Source organism: Actinoplanes sp. NPDC051343 (genome assembly GCF_044455125.1).
Classification (GTDB): domain Bacteria; phylum Actinomycetota; class Actinomycetes; order Mycobacteriales; family Micromonosporaceae; genus Actinoplanes.
On record NZ_JBITEL010000004.1, the window covers coordinates 610,247 to 631,134 of the forward strand.

The following is a 20,888-nucleotide window of genomic DNA, read 5'->3' on the forward strand; positions in this document are numbered from 1 at the left end:
GTGGCCGGGCGCGTCAACCCGGGGTTGTAGTTCTTCTACCGCGGGGGGCGTAGTCGCCGGCCGATCTGCGCCCGGTGGGGCAGTCGCATTGTCATCACCGGCCGGACGACCGGGACGGGTCCGGGGCGCGATGGTGTCGGGCATGACGACGAGATGGCCGTACCTGATTCTCCGCGGAACCACCGCGGCGCTCGCGCTGCTCGGCGTGAGCCAGGCCGTGCTGGCCGGAGGTTTCCTGGCCGGGCACTACGACATGCTGAAGATGCACCTCTACAGCGGGGTGGCGATGGTCGTGGTGGCCCTGGTGCAAACGATCACGGTGATTTTCCTGCGCCGGGCCGGTGGCCCGGCTGAGGTGGTACGCGTCGGGCTGATCCTGCCGTTCACGCTGGCCGCTCAGGCCGCGCTCGGCATGACCCACATCCTGCTGCTGCACGTGCCGGTCGGCGCATTCATGGTCGTCGGCCTGGTGCGGATGATGCGCTGGGTCTGGCGTGACCTTCCGGAAGAGGAATGGTCGGCGAAGGTGCGGGTGGCGGCGTGAACCGGCGTACGGTCCTGCGCGCCGGGGGCGCCCTCGCGGCCGCCGGTGTCATCGCACCTTTCGCCCCTCGCCTTCTGGCCGAAGGCCAGCCGGGCACCCTTCTGCCGAGCACCGCCCCGCGGCCGCCCGCCTTCCGGGTGCCGCTGCCGGTCCCGCCCGTGCTGGTTCCGGCCCGCACCGATGCGACGACCGACTACTACGAGATAACCCAGCACGTGACCGGCCTGCCGATCCTTCCCGGTCTTCAGACCGAGGCGTGGACGTACGGCGGCTCCTGGCCCGGACCGACCGTCGCCTCCCGGTCCGGCCGCCGCACCGTCGTGCGTCACCGCAACGAACTGCCCGAACCGGTCGTGGTGCACCTGCACGGCGGTCACACGCCGGCCGACAGCGACGGCTACCCGATCGACCTGATCGCCCCGATGGGCAGTGCCCGCTACCGGGCCCGCGATGTCGCCACCGGCTATCGCGACTACGGTTACCCGCTCGACCAGCGGGCGGCGACGCTCTGGTACCACGACCACGCGATGGGGCGCACCGGTCCCAACGTCTATCGCGGGCTCGCCGGGTTCCATCTGGTGCACGACGACGAGGAGGACGCGCTGTCGCTCCCGCGCGGCGACCACGACCTGCCGTTGATGATCACGGACCGGTCGTTCAACGAGGACGGCAGCTTCCGCTACCGGACCGCCGGGCACATGAACGGCGTCCTCGGCGACGTCGTCCTCGTCAACGGGGCGCCGTGGCCGGTCCACCCGGTCGACCGTGCGCAATATCGGCTGCGTCTGCTGAACGCTTCGAACGCCCGGCGCTACCGGCTGCACCTCGATCCTCAGCCGCCGGGCGGCAACGCGCTGGTCCAGATCGGGTCGGACGGCGGCCTGCTGGCCCGCCCGGTGGCCCACGACGCCGTGGACATCGCTCCGGCCGAGCGCTTCGACGTGGTTGTCGATTTCGGGCGTTACCCGGCCGGTACGAGGGTGCGGTTGCGCAACGGAAGCAGGCAGGAGGTCATGCGCTTCGACGTCGGCGGAACGAACCGGGCCGACGAGCCGAGGATCCCGGCCGTGCTCACCGAGGACCGGACCCTGGACCCGAGACGTGCGGTCACCCGGAGAACCTTCGTCTTCCGGCAGAACCTCAACGGCACCTGGACCATCAACAACCAGGAATACCGGCCCGGACGACCGCTGGCCCGCCCCCGGCTGGGAACGACCGAGATCTGGCGCTTCGTCACCGACTTCCATCACCCGGTGCACGTGCACCTCGACCCGTTTCGGGTGCTGAGCCGCGACGGCCGGAGCCCCGGGCCCTACGACGCCGGCTGGAAGGACACCGTGGACGTGCGCCCGGCCGGTGCGGTCGAGATCATCACCCGCTTCACCGACTATCCGGGCCGGTTCATGCTGCACTGCCACAACCTCGAGCACGAGGACATGGCGATGATGGCCGACTTCGAGACCGGGTGACCTACGGGTCGGTGCGCGGCCGGGTCGGGCAGCCGTTCTTCGCCTTCCACGACTTGATCTCGGCGACGGCCGACTTGTTGCCGCCCTTGCGCCACGAGTCGAGGTACGGCCAGGGCCAGATCGTGCCCCGCTGGTTCCACCAGTCGCTGCCCTTGGCGCACGGCGGCGAGATGCCGAAGTGCAGGTGGCAGGCGCTCGCGTCGCCGGTGTCGCCGGTCTTGCCGAGGGTCGCGCCGGTCTTGACCCGCACGCCGATGGCGATCGACGGGTCGATCGCCGACATGTGCGACCCGTAGTAGCGCACGCCGTCGTCACCGAGGATCGCCACCGCCAGACCGCCCCGGGTCGCGCCCAGGTTTTTCCTGGCCGTCCAGGTGTCCTTGGCGACCACGTTGATGACGCTGCCGCTGGTCGCCGCCACGACCTTGTTGCCGCACTTCGTGATGATGTCGGTCGCGGGGTAGTCGTGGTGCTCGTGTGCGTACGAATTCTTGCCGATCACCGGGAAGGCGTAAGTGACCTTGGTGGCCGACTTCGCCGAGGCGGAGGCCGAAGCCGGCCCCGACGGCGAGGCGGACGCGGGGGAGGAGGCCGGGGCCGGCGGGACGGAAGCAGCATCGACGGTCGGCGTGGCGCTCGGCTCGACGAAACTCGGCGTGTCGGAGCCTTGGGCCGCCGGACTGCCGCAGGCGGCCAGTGCGAGGCTGCTGACCCCGAGGACAACGAGATTTCGGACCTTATACCGCAAAACGACTTCTTCCTGGTCGGTGTCAACGGCCAAATATAGCGACCCGGGCACGGTCCGGCAGTCCACGACCAGAGAAGATCAAGGCAGGGCCGGCCCCCGGAGGAGCCGGCCCCGATGAGCCGTCAGGCGCCCGGAGTCACCTTGGTGCCGTTGAGCGGCGTCACGTCGGTGCCCGGCTGAGCGCCCGACCGCAACCCCGCACGCAACGTGTCGAGCATCGTCATCCCCTGGGCGGCCAGCGACGCCACCACACTGTTGAGCCCCTCGGCACCGTCGAGCACGGTCACGTTCGCACCCTGCAGCCCCTCGGCCGCCGCCCGCAGCATCTCCGGCAGCTTGTCGATGATGGCCTGGTCGAGGGCGATGCGGTCCTGGGCCGCGGCCGCCTCGGCCGACAGCTTGGTCGCGTCGGCCTCGGCCCGGGCCAGCGCCCGGATCCGCTCGGCCTCCGCCTCGGCCGGCTTGACCACCTCGGCGATCAGTTCGGCCTGCCGCAGTTCGGCGTTCCGCTGGGCCACGACCGCCCGCTCGGCGAGCACGTCCTGCTGGGCGCGGGCCGCCGCGAGCGGGCCGGCCTGGGCCGCCGTCTGCGTGGCCTGATCGATCTCGGCCTGATATTGCGCCCGGGCGATGGCCGTCTGACGAGCGTATTCGGCCTGGTAGCGCTGGCTTTCCTGCTGGGCCTCCGCGCTCTGGCGGTCGGCCGCGGCCTGCGCGACCTGCGCGTCCTGGTTGACCTTCGCCTGGTGCGGGGCGGCCAGCGCCCGGATGTAGCCGACGCCCTTGTCGTCGATGCTGCTGATCTGCAGCGAGTCGACGCCCAGGCCGATGCGGGCCATCTCGGTCTTGCTGGCGTCGACGATCGCGTCGGCCAGCGTCTGCTGCTCGCGGATGATCGACTCGACGGTCATGCTGCCGATGATGCTGCGCAGATGACCCGAGAAGATGCGGCCGACCAGCGTCGGCATCTGCGTCTGGTCGCCCTGGAAACGGCGGGCCGCGGCGGCGATCGACTCGTGGTCGTCGGCGACCTTGAACGCTATTACCGCGTGCACCGAGAGCGTGATGCCCTGCTTGGTGTAGCAGTCCTCGAGGACTTCGGCCTCCTGCATGGCCAGGGTCAGCCGGGTCGCTTTGGAGAAGACCGGCGCGACGAAGACGCCGTGCCCCGTGACGATCTTGAACGGCAACGCGTCCGCGCCCCGCTGCTTCCGACCGCTGATCAGAAGCGCTTCATTGGGAGCGGGCACCCGATAACCGAACACTGTTACGACCCTTCTACGACGCCGTCCGGGCCCCCGCCCGACGGCACAGTGGGCCATGGCTCGACGTCGACCTGGCGCGCGCCACGGTTGTTGATGACGAGTACGTCGGTGCCGGCGGCCAGAGCCGTCGCGGCGTACGCGAGGTAATAGTGAGCGATCCCCGCCACCATGAGCCGCACCTCGCCCGGCCGCTCGCCGCCCCGGATCCCGTTGACCACGGTGCCGACCCTGCCCACCACCGAGTCACTCGCCACGGCTGCATTGTGCACCCTCCAGCGAGTCGACGTGAGGTCACGCCGGGCGTGCCGGTCACGCTTGCCTTCCCGTACGCGCGGACACGGAAGGGGCCGGCGCGTCGGTTGCCGCGCCGGCCCCTTCGGAGAAACCCGTCAGCTGACGGTGAGCGCGGTGTCGTCCAGGTTGAACGACGTCGCGGCGCTCGAGTCCTCGGTGCCGGTGAAGGTGATGGTCACCGTCTGGCCGGCGAGCGAGGAGACGTCGAACGACTTCTGGGCGTAGGAGGAGCCCGCGTTCAGGTTGGAGTAGGTCCCCAGCGTGGTCGAGCCGGCCTTGACGGTCAGCTTGTCGTACGCCGTCGACGTGGTCGTCTCCGACGTGCTGATCTTCAGCCAGAAGCTCAGCGTCGCGTGGCTGCCGGAGGGGATGGCCACCGACTGGGAGACCGTGTCGGTGTGCGTGGTGCCGTAGCCGTCGAGCCACGCGAAGTGGGTGCCGGCGTGCGGCGTGCTGGTGCCCGATGCGGTCGAGATGACGCCCGAGGTGGTCGTCCACGGCGCGGTGCCGCTCTCGAAGCCGGGGTTGCCCAGCAGCTGGCTGCCGCCGGTCGGCGGGGTGGTGGGCGGCGTGGTGGGCGGCGTCGTCGGCCCGGTGGTGGGCGGCGTGGTGCCGCCGGTGCAGGTCGGGTCGGCCGACTGGGCCGGCACGCTGACCGCGTTCCAGGCCGCCTTGACGGTGTTGAACGCGGTGCAGTCGCCGGGGGTGAGGTTCTTCGCCGCGGTCAGCGTCCAGGTGCGGTACTTCAGGTACGACGAGCTGGAGGTCTTCATCAGCATCGCGTTGTACATGATGGTGATGGCCTTCTGGATGCCGAGGCCGGTCACCGAGGTGCTGTTACAGGTCGAGCTGGCCGGCTGGCCGTTGCCGCTGGTGCCCTGCGAGAGCAGGTAGAACCAGTGGTTGCCCGGGCCGGCGGCCGCGTGGACCTCCTCCGACGGGACGCTGGAGGAGTAGCAGTTGTCGTCCCCGGCCAGGGACGGGTTGTACATGTAGCGGATCGGGCCGCTGCCGACCAGGTTGACCTCCTCGCCGACGGTGAAGTCCGGCGGGTCGTTCGGGTTGTTGGCGAACCATTCGGTCGCCGCGCCGAACGTGTCGGCGACGAACTCCTGGGTGTTGCCGTTCGAGATGGCACCCGGGGTGTGGTCGTCGATGCCGTGGCCCAGTTCGTGGCCGACCACGTCCGCCGAGGCGATCCACTGGTTCGCCGTGTTGTGGCCGATCTGCACCTGGGTGCCGTCGTAGTACGCGTTCTCGTCGTTCAGGCCGACCCGCAGGGGCCAGGCGCCGCCGTTGCCGTCCTGGCCGTTACGGCCGAGCCACTGCGACAGCATCTTGTTCTGCGTCTGCGCGACGTAGAGCGCGTCGACGCAGCCGGTCTCCCGGTCGGTGCCGACGCCCGAGCCCCAGACGTTGTCCGGGCCGCTGAAGGTCGAGTTGTTCGACGCGTTCTGGCAGCTCAGGTTGGTCTTGGTCGGGTCCTTCATGGTGAACGTCGAACCGGACTGCGTGGTGTCCAGGCTGACCGACCCGTTGACCCAGCCGGTGCCGGAGCCGGTCACGTCGGTGGTGTGCTCCTGCGCGTGCAGGATCGCGCCGGTCTTCGCGTCGACGTCGACGGTCTGGCGGCTCGGGCCCTCGGCCGAGGTGCCGCGGATCGTCGATTCCCAGGCCAGCGTGGCGTTGCGGCCCTCGCCGGCGTAGACGACGAGGCCGGTGCCCTCGACCGCGCTGACCGTCTTCAGCTTGGTCTTGGCGATCTTCAGCGCCGCGTCGGCGGTCAGGGCGGGCGTTGTCGAACCGAGGCTGATCGGGCGGTCCTGGGCGACCGAGGTGCCCTTCACGGCACCGGAGTCGTCGGTGACGATGACCATGTCACCGCCGCTGACGTGCAGGCCCTTGTAGGTCCGGTTGTACGGGGTGTAGTGCAGGCCGTGGGACACCGTCGGGGTGCCGGCGACGAAGGCGTCGTCGGCGCTCGCCTGCAGAACCGCCGGGCGTGCGGCGATCAGGGCCGACGCGCCGTTGGCGGCGTTCGCCGCGGCGGCCGTCGGGGAGACGGGTTGGGCGGTCGCCGGTCCGGCGGCCGCGACCATCGCTGACGCGGCCGCGGTACCGGCCGCCAGCGCAATGATCAGGGGGGTTCGACGTTTCACGCGGGTGCTCCTTTCCCGCCCGGGGGTTTGGGGCGGGCTCAGCTCCCGGCCGACGTTGCGTCACACCGGGATTACCTGAGACGAGACGCTAGGCATCGATGAGCGTCTTCGAAATGGGGAAAACCCTTGCGCCCGTGAGGGGCCCGTACTCCCCAGGGCGTACGCGGGTTGTAGCCCACGGGCGGATTCGGTCCCGGACCGTACGCGCGAGGATCTACGGCATGACTGAGCGTGAGTTTCGATTCGGAGTCGTCGTCGGCCGCACCCCGTCCGGCACCGGCTGGGCCGGGCTGGCCCGCCGGGCCGAGGAACTGGGTTTCGACACCCTGCTGGTGCCCGACACGCGAAACACGCTGGCGCCCTTCCCGGCGCTCGCCGCGGCCGCGGCCGCCACCACCACCCTGCACGTCGGCACCTACGTGTTGAGCGTCCCCAACCGCACGCCGGGCCTGGTGGCGTGGGAGTCCGAGACGCTGCAACAGCTCAGCGACGGCCGTTTCGAGCTCGGGCTGGGCGGCGGACGGCCGGGCGCGGAGAACGACGCCGCCGCGGTCGGCGCCGACTTCGGCAGTCCCGCCGACCGCCTCGAGCGGGTGGCCGACGTCATCGACGCCGTCCGCAAACTCGATCGCGCACCCCGCGTCCTGGTCGCCGCGGGCCGCCCGCGGATGCTGCGGCTGGCCGCCGAGCGGGCCGACACGGTCGCGCTGGGCCTTCCGCCGAAGACCACGGAACCGGAGCTCGCGCGTACGGTCGAAGCGCTCCGCGCCGCGGCCGGCGACCGGGTCGCCGACCTCGAGTTGCACCTGAACGTGGCGGCGGTCGCCGCCGACACGTCGTCCTTCCCGGCCTATCTCGAACGCATGGTCGGCGGCAGCCCCCGCGAGGTGGCCGAGTCCGGCGCGATCACGCTGCTGGCCGGCTCGCCGGAGCAGATCGCCGACACCCTCTGCCGCCGGCGCGAGGAGTTCGGGGTCTCCTACCTCGGGGTGAACGGCCAGTTCATGGAGCAGTTCGCCGAGGTCATCCAGGTTCTGAAGAAATGATGACTAGCACGCGTGGTGGCAGCCCTCGAGCGCGAGCAGCGTCTTGTGCAGGGACGTCAGCTGGTCGGGCGGCAGCTGCTCGGCCGTGTTGTGCAGCTGGTCGGGATCCGCCCGATGGTCGTAATACTCCTTGGCGCCGTCGGTGTACTCGACGTAGGTGTAACCCTCGGTCCGGATCGCCTCGTAGCTGGTCGGGTTGCCGCTGTTCGGCGCCGGGTGGTCGGGGTCGGTGGCGTCGTTGTCGGGCCCGTGGTGCTCGATCAGCGCGGCCGTCCGCCAGCTCGCCGGCGGATGGTCGCCGAGCAGGGGCAGGAGGCTCTGCCCGTCCACGTCGGCCGGTGTCGCCGTGCCGGCCAGAGCGTCATAGGTGGGCCGCAGGTCGATGTTCTCCGCCGGCCGGCTGATCGTGGCCCCCTTGGCGACGCCCGGCCCGGCCATCACCAGCGGCACGTGGATGTCGGTGTCGAACGCGGTCTGCTTGCCGGGGTTCAGCCGGTGCTCGCCCATGTGATAGCCGTTGTCCGACGTGAAGACGACCATCGTCCGGTCGGCGACGCCCGCCTTGTCGAGCGTGTCCTCCAGCGACCCGATCATGCGGTCGACCGCCTGCACGGCCTGCACCCGTTTGCGGAAGGCGGTGTCGATCGCGGTCTGCTCGGTGCTGGTCAACGGCTGCCGGTCGGCGAGCCAGGGCGGCGGGTCGGTCGGCAGCACGTCATAGGCGGCGGTCCGGGGCGCTTTCAGCCCGGGAAACTTGTCCTTGTCCGGGTCCGCCGGGGTGTAGGGGGCGTGCGGCGCGAAGGTGGCCACCTCGACCATGAACGGCTTGCCGGCCTTGGCCGACGTGCTGATGAAGTCGCTCGCCTTGCCGCTGACGACGTCGGTCAGATAGTCATGGCCGTAGTGCTGGATCTGGCCGTTCTGGAGCAGGTTGTAGTTGTACTCGGGGTACCCGTTGCCGGCGACGTCCCACTCGGTCCAGCCCGGCGGCACGTACTTGTCGTTGGGCGCGTAGCCGTTGAGATATTTGCCCATCATCGCGGTGCGGTAGCCGGCCCGCTGCAGGTCGGTGGCGAAGGTCGAGCTCTCCTCGCCGCGCGACTTGAAGGTCTGGAAGCCGCCGTCCCGGCCGCCGTTGGTATAGATCCCGGTGTCGTGCGGGAACCGGCCGGAGAAGATCGACGACCGGGACGGGCAGCACAGCGAGTCGGTGACCGTGTAATCGGCGAACGTGGTGCCCTGCTTCTCCAGGGCCAGCACGTGCGGCATGTACGGCACGAGGTTCATCGACAGGTCGTCGGTCAGGACCATGACGATGTTGGTCTTCGTGGGCTCGGTGGCCGAGCCGGCGCCGGAGTGCGAGCAGCCGGCGACCAGGCTGACGGCGGCGGTGACGGCAATCAATCGACGGATCATGATGCGGACGGTAGGGCGCTCGTGGGCGCCCTACCGTTCGAGCCGGGTAAGGGTTGTGTCAGCTGTGCGCGACGGTGAGGGCGTAAAACTTCACCTTGGCGCCGTTGGACGTGCTGTCCGAGGACGACTGGTTGTACGAGCCGGCCTTGAAGTACTGCTTGTACGCGTTGAACGAGGACGGGATCGAATAGCTGGTCCTGGCCCCGTTCACGGTCAGGTTGATCTTGTTGCCGGTCACGTTGATGACGTAGGTGAAGTGCGCGCCCAGCGCCACGTTGGTGATGTAGTGCAGGGTCTGGCCGCCGTCGGGGGAGTTCTCGGTGCCCAGATAGATGTCGCCGTTGCTGTGGTAATAGAGCTCCAGCAGCGGCTTGGTCGACGATCCGCCGCTGCCCAGGTGGACCTGGCCGACGCAGACGTTCTTGGTCACCGAGACGACCCGCAGTTCGGCGCTGAGGGTGTGGTTGCCGGCCAGCGTCCAGTCGGCGGCGCTGCCGTTGGAGTTCATCTCGCGCAGCTCGGACCGGGCGTAGTTGGAGTTCGGCGTGGTCACGCCCTTCTCCGGGGCCCAGAACGTCATCGAGCCGTCGTTCTTGTCGGTCCAGAAGTAGGACGGGTTGGAGTACCCGCCGGCGCCCTTGAGCTGGGCCGGCTGGATCGTCGTCGGCGAGCCGGGGGAGCCGACCGGGAGCTGCAACTGCCAGATCGCCAGGTTGAAGTTGCCGCCGGGGGAGACGTCGGGGTTGAGCGTGGTCGCGGCGGACGACTCGGTGATGCCCACGACGCCGAGGGTGCCGACGACGGCGGCGGCGGTGAGTGCTGACGCGAATACGGTTCTTCTCTTCATGGGGATGTCCTCGTAGCCACTAGGGGGATTGGCAAGAGGCTTAACAGATAAGCAGTTTTTCAATAAGCTGTCAACGAGCGGGTTGGGAAATCGCCAGCTGTCATTGTCCACATATGTGGGCAAGCCACAGTGCAGCCGCCGCGACCAGGTGAAATGCTGCCACCTATGGAAGCGAAACAGGTCTCCGCGCGCGGAATTACGCAGCAAATTCTTCTGGCCGGCCCGGCCGACGGCACGGCGATACTCCTGATCCACGGCAACTGCTCATCGGCCGCCTTCTGGGAGCCGCTGGCCCGGCAGCTGCCGCCGACGCTCCGATTGATCGCGCCCGATCTGCGGGGGTACGGCGGTTCGGAGACGGCCCCGGTCGACGCGACGCGGGGGCTGCGCGACTTCGCCGACGACGTGGCGGCCGTGCTCGACGCACTCTCGCCGAACGGGCCCGTCGTGGTGGCGGCCCACTCGATGGGCTGCGGCGTCGCGATGCAGCTGCTCGTCGACCACCCCGATCGCATCAAAGCCCTGCTCCTCGAGGCGCCGGTCAGCCCCTACGGCTTCGGCGGCACGCGAGACGTCGACGGCACCCCGACCACCGGAGACTTCGCGGGCACCGGCGGCGGCACCGGCAACCCGGACTTCGTGCGCCGGCTCGCCGAGGGCGACCGCAGCCCCGACGGCCCGACCAGCCCCCTCGGCGTCCTCCGCACGGCCTACGTGGCCGACCCGGCCTCGCTCGGCGACGACGAGCAGCTGCTGCTCGACACCGTCCTGTCGACCAGGACCGGCGACGACAACTACCCCGGCGACAGCAGGCCCAGCGCCAACTGGCCCGGCATGGCCCCCGGCGACCGGGGCGTGCTCAACACGATGGCCCCGAACCACTTCCGCATCGCCGACGACCTTGTCGCGGCTTCCGCGAAGCCTCCGGTGGTCTGGGTACGCGGCGACAAGGACGTGATCGTCTCCGACACCTCGCTGTTCGACCTCGCCTACCTCGGGCAACTGGGCGTCGTGCCGGGCTGGCCGGGCGCCGAGGCGTGCCCGCCGCAGCCGATGATCGGCCAGACCCGGGCCGTCCTCGAGCGCTACGCCGCGGCCGGCGGCTCCTACCGCGAGGTCGTCTACCCGGACTGCGGGCACTCGCCGCACGTGGAGCGTCCGGCCGAGGTCGCCGCCGAGCTGCTGAGCCTCGTCTGAGGCATGGCCGCGAGGCGGGTCAGGCCTGGCGGTGGGGGCCGGCCGCGAGAACGATCAGACCTGGCGGTTGCGGCCGGCTGCGAGGCCGGCCAGCAGCTGCGGCACCAGCAGCGCGATGCTCAGCGTCAGCGGCACCCGCCAGCCGCCGCTGCGGTCGTGCAGGAAGCCGATCAGGATCGGTCCGGGGATCGCGATCAGATAGCCGACGCCCTGGGCGAACGCGGACAGCTTCACCACGACCGCCGGCGTGCGGCCGCGCAGCGCGATCATCGTGAGCACGAGCGGGAACGCCGCGTTGGACGTGCCGAGCAGCACCGCCCACAGCCACGGCGCGGCGGTCGGCGACCACCACATGCCGGCCCACCCGGCGATGCCGGCGACGGCCAGGGCAGCGGCCAGGCCGCTCTGGCTGTGCATGCGGCCGGTGATCGCGGAGAGCAGAAACGACATCGGCACGGCGAGCACCGACGCGACCGCGAACAACAGCCCGGCCTTCTCGGCCGAGAGGCCGGCGTCCCGGTACATCTGGGGGAGCCAGCCGATCATCACGTACGCCCCGGTCGCCTGGAGCCCGAAGAAGATCGCCAGCGCCCACGCCACGGGACTGCGACTGATGCGTACGTCGGCAGCCGGCGTCTCCTGGCGCACCTCGCCGGTCTTGTCCCGCAGCAGCGGCAGCCAGGACGGCAGCGCGATCACCGAGATCACCGCCCAGCACAGCAGGCCGAGCCGCCAGCCGCCGAAGGCGTGACTGAGCGGCACGGTGGCCGCCGCGGCGATGCTCGCACCCGCGTTGAGCGAGACCGAATAGAACCCGGTCATCGCGCCGACCCGATCGGGGAACTGCTCCTTGACGATCACCGGCAGCAGCACGTTGACCACCGCGATGCCGGCCAGGGCGACGACGCTGAACAGCAGGAACAGGGCGGTGTCGGGCACGTACGGCCGGACGATCAGGCCGACCGTGAGCAGGGCCAGACCGGTCACGATCACGCGGGCGGCGCCGACCCGCCGGGCCAGGCGCGGCGCGGCGAGGCCGAAGACGGCGAAGCAGAGCACGGGCACCGAGGTGAGGAGCCCGGCCACCGTGTCGCTCATGCCGAGCGCACCACGGATCTCGTTGAGCACGGGCCCGACGCTGGTCACGGCGAGCCGCAGGTTGAACGCGGCGAGCAGGACGGCCACCACGGCGATCAGCCGGGTCCGGCCGGTCCGTGGTTCGTCGATCAGCACCGCATGATCATCGCTGGTCTGCACTTACTACTTCCTGCTCACGTTCGATCTGCTGATTCCACTCGCGCTTGGACGACTGCCAGCCGTCCTCGTTGAGGCCGCGGCGCCAGTAGCCGGAGATCGACAGCTGGTCGAGCGGGATGCCCCGCTCCTTGCGCAGGAACGAGCGTACGTCCTTGACGAAGTTGGCCTCGCCGTGCACGAACGCGTGCACCCGGCCCTCGGGGAACGGGAGCCCGCGGATCGCGGCGGGCAGGGTCGAGCCGATCGGCGCGTCGCCCCGGTGGATCCAGGTGACGCGGGTGTCGGCGGTGGTGACCAGCGGCTGCTCCTCGGCCGGGCCCGCGACCTCGATGATCACGTGTACCCGGGCGCCGGCCGGCATGCCGTCGAGCGCGGCCGAGATCGCCGGCAGCGCACTCTCGTCGCCCGCCAGCAGGTGCCAGTCGGCGGCCGGGCTGGGCGTGTAGCCGCCGCCGGGACCCATGAACCGCACCGGGTCGCCAGGCTTGGCCGCCGCCGCCCAGGGGCCGGCGAGACCCTCGTCGCCGTGCACCACGAAGTCGATCCACATCTCGGGCACCTCGGGGAGCCACCGGCGGACCGTGTAGGTGCGCACGACCGGCCACGACTCGGCGGGCATGGTCTCGCGGATCGCGCCCATGTCGAACGGCTCCGGGTAGGTCACGCCGGGACGCGGGAAGAGGATCTTGACGTAGTGGTCGGTGCAGGAGCCGGCCTCGATGCGCCGCAGCGCCTCGCCGCCCACGACCACCCGGACCATGTGCGGGGTGAGCTGCTCCACCCGGGTGACCTCGGCCTGGGTCACGGGACGGGACGGCCTGTTCGCCATGGAAATCCTCTTCCTCGAGCGGAGTCTCGCCGAACCCGGTAAGGCTACCCTCAGCGGTCGAAGCGTCGGCGTGACCTCGCACACGACAAGGGCGGCCCGGGATCCGGGCCGCCCTTGCCGCAGGTACGCGGGGTTACAGGTACGCGCGTTTACTGGTGCCAGGTACCGGTGGTCGGCCGCCGGCGCCGGGTCATCGCCAGGACGACCAGGCCGACCAGCAGGATCACCGCGCCGGCACCGACGAAGGCCATCGTGTTGCTCCCGGTCAGGGCGAGCGGGCCGCTCGAGTCCTTGGCCGCCGGGGGGTTGGCGATGTTCTTCAGGTCGTCGCCCTTGACACCGGAGTTGGGCACGCCGTCGTCGTTGGAGTAGGCGTAGTTGCCCGGAGCCGCGGAACTGCTGCTCGCCTTCGGCTTCGCAGCCTTGGTCGTCGTGGCGACGTCCGGCGTGTCGCTGTCGCTCTGGGCGTTTTCCGTACGCGTCGACTTGTCCGGCTCATCGGCCTTGGTGGAGCCGGTGGTGGAGGACTTGGTCGAGTGGGAGTTGGACGGGTTGGTCGTGGCCTTGGTGGTCGGGGCTGTGGTTGCCGGCGTGAAGTCGTCCTTGGTGGTCGGACCGGTCGCGCCGCCGTTGCTGGTGCCACCCTGGGCCGGAGGCTTCGTGGTCGGCGCGGTCGTCGCGCCCTTACCGCCGCCGGTGTTGCCGTTGCCACCGTTGTTGTTGTTCCCGCCGTTGTTCCCACTGTTTCCGGTGTTCCCGCCGGTGTTACCCGTGTTCCCGCCGGTGTTCCCGGTGTTACCGGTGTTGCCCCCGGTGTTACCGGTGTTCCCGGTGTTGCCGCCGGTGTTACCGGTGTTCCCGGTGTTCCCGCCCGTGTTGCCGTTGCCACCGGTGTTGCCGTTGCCGCCGGTGTTGCCGCCGGTGTTCCCGCCACCGTTGTTGCCGCCGTTGTCGCCGGCACCCTTGACGGCCACGCGGACCGAGTCGACCGCGGGGATCTGGTTGGCGCGCTGCATCATCGGGATGCGGTGTGAGCCGTCACCGGCCCACGAGGCGCACTGCGCGGTGCCCGTGGTCGGCATGCCCGGCACCTGGATCGTCACGACGTCCGGCGTCTTGCCGCCCTTGGTGTCCTCGGTCGCCACGAAGAAGGCGGGGACCGGCGACGGGTCGGGAGCCTCGTTGGTGTTCGGCAGCATGCGGCACTCGGTGTGGAAGTGCCCGCGCTCGATGCCGTCCTTGAGGACCGAGCTCTCCACGTAGTAGCCGCCCGCGCCGGCCGCGAGGAAGCGGTCCCGGATCAGGTTGCGGGTGCTGACCTTCAGCGTGAAGGGCGTGTTCACCGTGACCGAGGTGGGCGCGTCGGTGATCAGCAGCCCCGGGTTGTTCGCGGCCACGCCGACCTCACCGAACTCGGTGGAGACGCAGCGGTCGCCGTCCTGGAATCCGGCGTGCGGCGCCAGCTTGCTGTCGACGCAGGTGTCGGTCAGGATCGTCTGGCCGTTGACGACCTTGCCGGCCCCACTTCCAGCGGGCTTGTCGTTGGTGGCGGCGTTGGAGATCGTCGTGAAGGCGACGACTGCGCCCAACGCGGCGACCACGGCGCCGACCGCGAGCATCCGGCGGTTGCCCCCGGACGACGCGGCCGCACGGCGATAGGCGGACCTGCGCATGCGATACCTCTTCTTTGAAGATCCAGCCGGCCCTTGATTCCCGCCGGCTCCCAGACGGTATGAGCCGGCCCGTGGAAATGCAATTCACACTGGAGAATTGATGAATTCTTAGCCGGAACTTAAGGAAGAAATATGGGGTCGTCCCCGAACCCGGGGCATCAGCCGTTCGGATGATGCCGAGGGTTCATCAAGATCGCAAAAAACTAGGCTGATCAGGCCATCTTTCTCGAGCCTGTCGCGGAGTGGTCACGCACCGAGAAATGTAGTGCATAGTGGGCCGGCTGCGGCTGGGAGAAACCTTTGAATCGCCGGACCGTGTCGCGGCGACGGCCGCGGAATTGATTATCGGAGCAATTCCGCCACCAATTCCACCGTCCGAACGGATGGGTCTGTGAGCCGCCGCCCGATGGTGAGACCGATTCATGCCCGGGCACCCGCGGCTGGTTCGACCGCCATCGAGGAGAAAGATTTCCAGGTTTCGAACCTTGCGTCCGATTCGAGGTAATTAGTCGAGACTCGCTCACGCGGCTCCGCAGGCTGGCCTACCTTATGGCACGTCCAACTTGTGGCAATCCATCCGAATTGGAGCCTGGAACCGTGTCCTCTTCACGTTTCTCCCGAATCGTCCGTGGCGGGCTGCTGAGCGCGCTCGCCCTCGGCATAGCGACCACCACCGCACCGACCGGCGCCTTCGCGGCCGGCGACGGCGGCCCGCTGGTCGACTTCCCGTCGTTCAACGGCGCGTCCAAGATGCTCGACCGCAACGGCTCGGCCGACATCCTCATCTCCGGCCGGCAGCACCAGCGGGTGCTGCGGCTGACCACCGGCGGTTATCGGCAGGCCGGCTCGGCCTGGGCCAAGTCCAAGATCGACCTGAGTCAGTCGTTCGAGTCGACCTTCAAGGTCTACCTGCACCACGCCGACCCGGGCGCCGACGGCATCGCGTTCCTGGTGCAGACCGAGGGCCCGCGCGCCCTCGGCGGCTGGGGCGGCGGCATCGGCTACCGCGGCATCAAGAAGAGCGTTGCGGTCGAGTTCGACACCTTCCAGAACTCACCCGACCCCAACGGCAACCACCTCGCGGTCGTGGTCGGCGGCAACCCGGACGTGCACTCGGTGTCCGGCACCCCGTCCATCCCGCTCTACGGCCGGCCGTTCGAAGCTCGGGTCGTCTACGACGCCGCGGCCAAGAACCTGTCGGTGTACGTGAAGCCGTTCCGCAGCGGCTCACCCGAGCAGTTGGTCGTCCAGGAGACCGTCGACCTGGCCACCGCGGCGGGCGGATCGTCGGCCTGGGTCGGCTTCACCGGCGGCACCGGCACCGCCCTGTCGAAGCAGGACATCTATTCCTGGTCGGTCCAGGGCGCCCCGGCCTGATCGCCGATGGCCGCCGGTGCCGGACGCTCCGGCACCGGCGGCCCGTACGTCGTCCGTGCACCACGAACCTGGGAGATAACCATGTCTACGGTCCCTGATGTCCGCCCGTTGACCGGAGCGGGGCCGGAACCGCCGGAGGAACTCGCCGCGGCGAGTGAACCCCTGGTCAGCGTCATCATTCCGGCGCTCAACGAGGCCCGGAACCTGCCCCACGTGATGGCCCGGCTGCCCGAGGTCGACGAGGTCATCCTGGTCGACGGTGGCTCGACCGACGACACCGTCGACGTCGCCTGCCGCCTGATGCCCGGCATCCGCGTCGTACGGCAGAACCGCCGGGGCAAAGGCAACGCCCTGGCCTGCGGGTTCGCGGCGGCGACCGGGGACATCGTGGTCATGATCGACGCCGACGGGTCGACCGATCCGGCCGAGATCCCGGCATTCCTCGCCGCGCTGCGCGGGGGCGCCGACTTCGCCAAGGGCTCCCGCTTCCGGGGCAACGGCGGCAGCGCCGACATCACCCGCTTCCGCCGGCTCGGCAACCACGGCCTCAACCTGCTGGTCAACATGCTGTTCGGCACCCGGTACACCGACCTGTGCTACGGCTACAACGCGTTCTGGGCGCACTGCCTCGACGCGTTCGACCTGGACAGCACGTCACCGGCGCCGGACACGCGGGACGGGCGGCTGTGGGGTGACGGCTTCGAGATCGAGACCCTGCTGACGCTGCGCGCCGCCCGCGCCCGACTCGGGATCGTCGAGGTGGCGAGCTACGAACACCTTCGTCTGCACGGCGAGAGCAACCTCAACGCGGTCACCGACGGCCTGCGCGTACTCCGTACGATCGCCCGGGAATGGCCGCGTAAGCGGGCCGCCCACCGTGCCGGACGCAAAGCCCGGGGTCTCCTCCGGTGAGGGTCGGTGTCGTGGTCAACGCCTATCACCCGGACGTCGGGGGAGTGGAGACCCACGTCCGCCGTCTGGCCGCCGGGCTCGTCGCGGCCGGCGACGAAGTCGAGGTGCTCACCCAGCACGCCGTAGCGGCCGAGGAATGGCTCGACGGGGTGCTCGTGCGGCGCTTCCCGCTCACCGTGCGGGCCGCCGACTACCGGTTCTCGCTCGCACACTGGCAGTGGATGCGCGCCCACGCGGGCCGCTACGACCTGCTGCACGCCCACAGCTATCACGCCCTGGCCGCGCTGCCGGCCGCACTCACCAACCGCACGCCGCTCGTCTTCACGCCGCACTACCACGGCACCGGGCACAGCCGGCTGCGTGCCGTGCTGCACCCGATCTACCGTCCGATCGGGCGGCGGATCGTGGCCCGGTCGAGCCGGATCATCTGCGTCACGCGAGCCGAACGCGACCTGGTCGTCCGGCACTTCCCGGCCGCCGGGGAGCGGATAGTCGTGATCCCGAACGGCACCGACCCCGCGCCCGGGGCCGGTACCGCCCTCGAGGCCGGCCCGGCGGCCGGCGACGGGCACCGCATCCTGTGCGTGGGACGCCTGGAGCGCTACAAGCGGGTCGACCGGATCCTGCGCGCGCTCACCCACCTCGACGACGACCACCGGCTCGACGTCGTCGGCACCGGCCCGGCCCGGCCGGAACTCGAGAACCTGGCCCGCCGGCTCGGCCTGGCCGAACGGGTCACCTTCCACGGGCGGCTCACGGACCACGCGTTCGCAGCCGCGATCGCCGGAGCCTCGGCCGCCGTGTCGGCCTCGGCCCACGAGGCGTTCGGCATGGCGGTGGCCGACGCGATCGCGGCCGGCATCCCGGCCGTGGCGTCGTTCATCCCGGCCCACCGGGAACTGGCCGTGCTGGCCGGCTCGGGCGTAAAACTCTGGCTGGTCAACCCGGACGACGAGGTCGCATTGGCCGGGGCGCTGCGCCGGGCGGTCGGCACCGATCGGACGGAAAACGCGGAAAGCCCCCTGCCGTCGTGGGCCGATGTTGTTGCCTCGACGCGGCAGGTGTACGCGAGTGTGGCTCCGCGGGTGCGCCTCGTCCAGCAGCCTTTAGCCGGATTCAGGGGCGGCGGGCGGGGACGGTCGGATGGGCAGAGCAATGCGGGGGTTCCCAACTGATGACCCTTATCTCGGGGAAACTCCCCGGCACGGTCGTCCTGGCGGTCGCGGGGGCCGCCGGGACGGCTTTGATCGTGACCTCCTACCGGCTCGCGGAGTGGCAGCACGGCTCGCCGTTCCCGCTCTTCTGGCTCGGTGTGCTGCTGTTCGCCGTGCCGGCGATCGCGTGGGCCGGCCGGCGGGACGTGAGCCCGTCGGTCCGGCTCGGCGTGCTGGTCGGCTACGCCGCGTTCACCTACCTGCCCAAGCTGCTCCGCAACCCGGACGGCCCGCTCTACCACGACGAGTTCGCGCACTGGCGGCAGAGCGAGGGGATCCTCGCCGATGGCCGGCTCTTCGAGAACAACCCGATCGTCCGGGTGATCGGCGACTTCCCCGGCCTGCACGCGACGGTCGCCTCGATCGCCGCGCTGGCCGGCATCTCGGTCTGGCAGGCCGCGCTGATCGTGCTGGTGCTCGCCCACGTGCTGGTCGTGCTCGGGATCGCGGTGCTGGCGGCCGACCTGTGGGGCGACCCGCGGGTGGCCGCCATCGCCGCGGTCATCTACGGCCTGAACAGCTCGTTCCTCTTCTTCGACACCCAGTTCGGGTACGAGTCGCTGGCCGTCCCGCTGCTGATCTGGACGCTTGTCGCGTTGCTGCGGGCGCTGCGGGCCGGTGTCCTGCCGGTGCGGCTCGGCTGGTCGGCCCTCACGGTGCTGCTCGCCGGGGCCACGATCGCGACCCATCACCTGACGGCACTGTGGCTGATCGGCATCATGCTGCTGGTCTCGACCGTGCTCACCGTACGGTCGTGGAAAGCCGCCGCCACCGTGACCGCCTGGACCCTCACCGGAGCCACCGCCGCGCTTGTCGCGGCGTGGCTGATCTGGGTCTCGCCCCGGACCGCCGGTTACCTCGACCCCTACTTCGGCCAGGCCCTCGGCCAGGCCGCCGGGATGGCGGGCCGGCACGGCTCGGGCAGCCGCCAGCTGTTCAGCGAGTCGATCGCGCCGTGGTGGGAGCGGGCGGCCGCGTTCGTCGCCCCGCCGATCGCGATGGCCGGCATGGGCCTCGCCGCCTTCCGCCTGTGGCGCGACCGCTCCGGCGGGCTCGTCGACCGCGCCGCGCGGCTCAGCCTGCTCATCCTCGGCTCGCTCTACTTCCCGGCCGCGCTGCTCATCCTCACCCCGTCCGGGGCCGAGGGGGCGCGGCGCTCGTGGGCGTTCAGCTACCTCGGGATCGCCCTCGTGGTCGCGCCCGTTGTCGGGTTCGTCCTCGACCGTTTCCGTCGTCTCGGCCTCCCTCTGCTGGCGGTCGGGGCGGTGCTGCTGGTCGGCAACGTCGCGGCCGGCATGAACCCGTCCTACCGCTTCCCCGGCCCGCCGGCCTTCGGCTCGGACACCCGGGCCGCCTCCCCGGAGATGCTGGCCGCCGCCGCCTGGCTGCGCCGCACCCAGGGCCGCGACCTGCGCATCGTCGCCGACCGCTACTCCGGCTTGATCTTCGGCTCGTACGGCGGACAGGACCCGGTCACCGGCTCGGGTGCGTTCCCGACCTACGACCTCTACCTGGCCCCGCCCGGCCGCCCCATGTCGGGCCCGCTGCTCAGCCAGCTGCAGTCGTGGCGCTTCGGCTACCTCGTCGTCGACCGCCGGATGGCCCTCGAAGTGCCCGACATCAAGATCTACTTCGAGACCAACGAGCCGATCGAACACGACGACCGGCCCGCGTTCACGCTCGCCCAGCTCACCAAGTTCGACGCACTGCCGTGGACGATCAAGATCTACGACAGCACGGACGTGGCGATCTATCGGTTCGACTTCGGCTCGCTGCGGGCGAGCGCCTTCGGGGGTACGCCGTGAAAACCGCCCACCTCCTCGCCGCCGTCCTGCCGATCCTGGCCGTCCTGGCGTTCGCCCCGGCCGTACCCGTCCTGTCGCCGTTCCTCTGCCTGGTCGCCGTGATGGCGGTCGGCACGCTGTGGATCCGGGCGCTGATCCGCGAGCCGCTGACGCCGGTGGCCCGGCTGGGTCTGTCGGTCGTCGCGGGCTTGGTCTCACTCCCGATGACGGCCCTGGTTCTCTATGTCGTAGGCGTCCGCATCGAGGGCCGCGGGTTGGCCCTGGGGCTGGCGATCGTGGCCGTCGCGCTGGGCGCCTACGTGATCGTGGCGAGGCCCTCGATCGTCGGCTCGCCCCACCCCGGTCACTGGGTGGGGCCAGAAGAGCACCCGGGTACGACAAAAACGCGACGGCTGTCCACAACCGCCGCGGTCGGCGTACCGGCGTTGCTCGCGCTCGTCATCGGGGGCACGGCAACGGTTGTCTACCAGCGGTTGCCGCATCCGGCGGAGCCCGGCTACACCAGCCTCGCCCTCGCCGGCTGGGCGGCCGGCATCGCCCGGCCGGTCGCGATCCCGCCGGCCGGGCTCGAGGTGCCGCTCGAGGTGAGCAGCGCCGGGGAGCCGGGGCAGACGGCCGCCCTGCAGGTGCAAATCGGCCGCCGGCCGGCCGGTCCGGGCCTGCCGGTGGCGATCTCGCCGGGGACCAGGCCGCTGCGCGTGCACGTCCCCGCTCCGGCCGACGGTTGCCTGCATTCGATCCGGATCAGCCTCGGCGCGGCGAGCACCGTCTTCTACGGCCGTGGCCCGTTCCCGGCCCGCATCCTCACCCGCCGGGGCCCCGTCGCATGCTGACCA

The 20,888-nt window shown here is 70.4% G+C and carries 18 protein-coding genes; 9 read left to right on the forward strand and 9 right to left on the reverse strand.

Features of this window, described 5'->3' with window-relative positions; all coding sequences use genetic code 11:
- Nucleotides 1–142 precede the first annotated feature (142 nt).
- A complete protein-coding gene (locus ACIA5C_RS17070) occupies nucleotides 143–544 on the forward strand; it encodes a hypothetical protein (RefSeq protein ID WP_396055438.1) in 402 nt (133 codons plus the stop codon).
- Entirely contained in the window at nucleotides 541–2,013 is a 1,473-nt protein-coding gene (locus tag ACIA5C_RS17075) for a multicopper oxidase family protein (protein WP_396055440.1), read from the forward strand. The genes ACIA5C_RS17070 and ACIA5C_RS17075 overlap by 4 nt, the downstream gene beginning before the upstream one ends.
- A 1-nt stretch (nucleotide 2,014) precedes the next feature.
- On the opposite strand, the gene ACIA5C_RS17080 is transcribed toward ACIA5C_RS17075, so the two are convergent.
- From ACIA5C_RS17080 to ACIA5C_RS17095, 4 genes are all read right to left on the reverse strand, one after another.
- On the reverse strand, nucleotides 2,015–2,761 hold the full coding sequence (locus ACIA5C_RS17080) for a M23 family metallopeptidase (protein WP_396055442.1): 747 nt from the start codon (nucleotides 2,759–2,761) through the stop codon (nucleotides 2,015–2,017).
- 122 nt (nucleotides 2,762–2,883) lie between these two features.
- A complete protein-coding gene (locus tag ACIA5C_RS17085; RefSeq protein WP_396055444.1) occupies nucleotides 2,884–4,011 on the reverse strand; it encodes an SPFH domain-containing protein in 1,128 nt (375 codons plus the stop codon).
- A gap of 17 nt (nucleotides 4,012–4,028) precedes the next feature.
- Nucleotides 4,029–4,280, reverse strand: coding sequence for a hypothetical protein (locus tag ACIA5C_RS17090; protein ID WP_396055446.1), 252 nt, complete (start codon nucleotides 4,278–4,280; stop codon nucleotides 4,029–4,031).
- A gap of 135 nt (nucleotides 4,281–4,415) precedes the next feature.
- Nucleotides 4,416–6,419, reverse strand: a complete 2,004-nt coding sequence (locus ACIA5C_RS17095; protein WP_396055653.1) for a M4 family metallopeptidase — start codon at nucleotides 6,417–6,419, stop codon at nucleotides 4,416–4,418.
- A gap of 281 nt (nucleotides 6,420–6,700) precedes the next feature.
- Here ACIA5C_RS17095 and ACIA5C_RS17100 point away from each other — a divergent pair, with 281 nt between their 5' ends.
- Nucleotides 6,701–7,525 carry an LLM class flavin-dependent oxidoreductase gene (locus ACIA5C_RS17100; RefSeq protein WP_396055448.1) on the forward strand — a complete coding sequence of 275 codons (825 nt, stop codon included), beginning with the start codon at nucleotides 6,701–6,703 and terminating at the stop codon, nucleotides 7,523–7,525.
- 3 nt (nucleotides 7,526–7,528) lie between these two features.
- On the opposite strand, the gene ACIA5C_RS17105 is transcribed toward ACIA5C_RS17100, so the two are convergent.
- Both ACIA5C_RS17105 and ACIA5C_RS17110 read right to left on the reverse strand, forming a co-directional pair.
- Complete coding sequence (locus ACIA5C_RS17105) at nucleotides 7,529–8,941, reverse strand: sulfatase (protein WP_396055450.1); 1,413 nt, start codon at nucleotides 8,939–8,941, stop codon at nucleotides 7,529–7,531.
- A 58-nt stretch (nucleotides 8,942–8,999) separates the two neighbouring features.
- Entirely contained in the window at nucleotides 9,000–9,788 is a 789-nt protein-coding gene (locus tag ACIA5C_RS17110; protein ID WP_396055452.1) for a polysaccharide lyase family 7 protein, read from the reverse strand.
- Between the two features lie 165 nt (nucleotides 9,789–9,953).
- Between ACIA5C_RS17110 and ACIA5C_RS17115 the strand changes: the two genes are divergently transcribed.
- Nucleotides 9,954–10,985 (forward strand): alpha/beta hydrolase, encoded by a 1,032-nt coding sequence (locus ACIA5C_RS17115; RefSeq protein WP_396055454.1) that lies wholly within the window; start codon nucleotides 9,954–9,956, stop codon nucleotides 10,983–10,985.
- Between the two features lie 54 nt (nucleotides 10,986–11,039).
- Here the strand turns inward: ACIA5C_RS17115 and ACIA5C_RS17120 are convergent, their stop codons facing one another.
- The 3 genes from ACIA5C_RS17120 to ACIA5C_RS17130 all read right to left on the reverse strand — a co-directional run bounded on the left by ACIA5C_RS17120 (nucleotide 11,040) and on the right by ACIA5C_RS17130 (nucleotide 14,744).
- Nucleotides 11,040–12,242 carry a CynX/NimT family MFS transporter gene (locus ACIA5C_RS17120; RefSeq protein WP_396055456.1) on the reverse strand — a complete coding sequence of 401 codons (1,203 nt, stop codon included), beginning with the start codon at nucleotides 12,240–12,242 and terminating at the stop codon, nucleotides 11,040–11,042.
- Nucleotides 12,226–13,071, reverse strand: a complete 846-nt coding sequence (locus tag ACIA5C_RS17125) for a siderophore-interacting protein (RefSeq protein ID WP_396055458.1) — start codon at nucleotides 13,069–13,071, stop codon at nucleotides 12,226–12,228. Before ACIA5C_RS17125 ends, ACIA5C_RS17120 begins: the two co-directional genes overlap by 17 nt.
- Nucleotides 13,072–13,220: 149 nt before the next feature.
- On the reverse strand, nucleotides 13,221–14,744 hold the full coding sequence (locus ACIA5C_RS17130; protein WP_396055460.1) for a hypothetical protein: 1,524 nt from the start codon (nucleotides 14,742–14,744) through the stop codon (nucleotides 13,221–13,223).
- A 597-nt stretch (nucleotides 14,745–15,341) separates the two neighbouring features.
- Between ACIA5C_RS17130 and ACIA5C_RS17135 the strand changes: the two genes are divergently transcribed.
- From ACIA5C_RS17135 to ACIA5C_RS17155, 5 genes are all read left to right on the forward strand, one after another.
- Entirely contained in the window at nucleotides 15,342–16,121 is a 780-nt protein-coding gene (locus ACIA5C_RS17135) for an L-type lectin-domain containing protein (RefSeq protein WP_396055462.1), read from the forward strand.
- Nucleotides 16,122–16,202: 81 nt separating this feature from the next.
- Complete coding sequence (locus ACIA5C_RS17140) at nucleotides 16,203–17,033, forward strand: glycosyltransferase family 2 protein (RefSeq protein WP_396055463.1); 831 nt, start codon at nucleotides 16,203–16,205, stop codon at nucleotides 17,031–17,033.
- On the forward strand, nucleotides 17,030–18,208 hold the full coding sequence (locus ACIA5C_RS17145) for a glycosyltransferase family 4 protein (protein ID WP_396055465.1): 1,179 nt from the start codon (nucleotides 17,030–17,032) through the stop codon (nucleotides 18,206–18,208). Before ACIA5C_RS17140 ends, ACIA5C_RS17145 begins: the two co-directional genes overlap by 4 nt.
- Nucleotides 18,208–20,052, forward strand: coding sequence for a hypothetical protein (locus ACIA5C_RS17150; protein WP_396055467.1), 1,845 nt, complete (start codon nucleotides 18,208–18,210; stop codon nucleotides 20,050–20,052). Before ACIA5C_RS17145 ends, ACIA5C_RS17150 begins: the two co-directional genes overlap by 1 nt.
- Entirely contained in the window at nucleotides 20,049–20,885 is an 837-nt protein-coding gene (locus ACIA5C_RS17155) for a hypothetical protein (protein ID WP_396055469.1), read from the forward strand. The genes ACIA5C_RS17150 and ACIA5C_RS17155 overlap by 4 nt, the downstream gene beginning before the upstream one ends.
- Nucleotides 20,886–20,888: the final 3 nt, after the last annotated feature.

What these genes read in the sequence shown, in the direction of transcription:
- ACIA5C_RS17110 (WP_396055452.1), bottom strand. Translation starts at nt 9,788, where the DNA reads ATGAAGAGAAGAACCGTATTCGCGTCAGCACTCACCGCCGCCGCCGTC.
- ACIA5C_RS17095 (WP_396055653.1), bottom strand. Translation starts at nt 6,419, where the DNA reads ATGGTCGCGGCCGCCGGACCGGCGACCGCCCAACCCGTCTCCCCGACG.
- ACIA5C_RS17150 (WP_396055467.1), top strand. Translation starts at nt 18,208, where the DNA reads ATGACCCTTATCTCGGGGAAACTCCCCGGCACGGTCGTCCTGGCGGTC.
- ACIA5C_RS17130 (WP_396055460.1), bottom strand. Translation starts at nt 14,744, where the DNA reads ATGCGCAGGTCCGCCTATCGCCGTGCGGCCGCGTCGTCCGGGGGCAAC.
- ACIA5C_RS17115 (WP_396055454.1), top strand. Translation starts at nt 9,954, where the DNA reads ATGGAAGCGAAACAGGTCTCCGCGCGCGGAATTACGCAGCAAATTCTT.
- ACIA5C_RS17070 (WP_396055438.1), top strand. Translation starts at nt 143, where the DNA reads ATGACGACGAGATGGCCGTACCTGATTCTCCGCGGAACCACCGCGGCG.
- ACIA5C_RS17140 (WP_396055463.1), top strand. Translation starts at nt 16,203, where the DNA reads ATGTCTACGGTCCCTGATGTCCGCCCGTTGACCGGAGCGGGGCCGGAA.
- ACIA5C_RS17100 (WP_396055448.1), top strand. Translation starts at nt 6,701, where the DNA reads ATGACTGAGCGTGAGTTTCGATTCGGAGTCGTCGTCGGCCGCACCCCG.
- ACIA5C_RS17125 (WP_396055458.1), bottom strand. Translation starts at nt 13,071, where the DNA reads ATGGCGAACAGGCCGTCCCGTCCCGTGACCCAGGCCGAGGTCACCCGG.
- ACIA5C_RS17105 (WP_396055450.1), bottom strand. Translation starts at nt 8,941, where the DNA reads ATGATCCGTCGATTGATTGCCGTCACCGCCGCCGTCAGCCTGGTCGCC.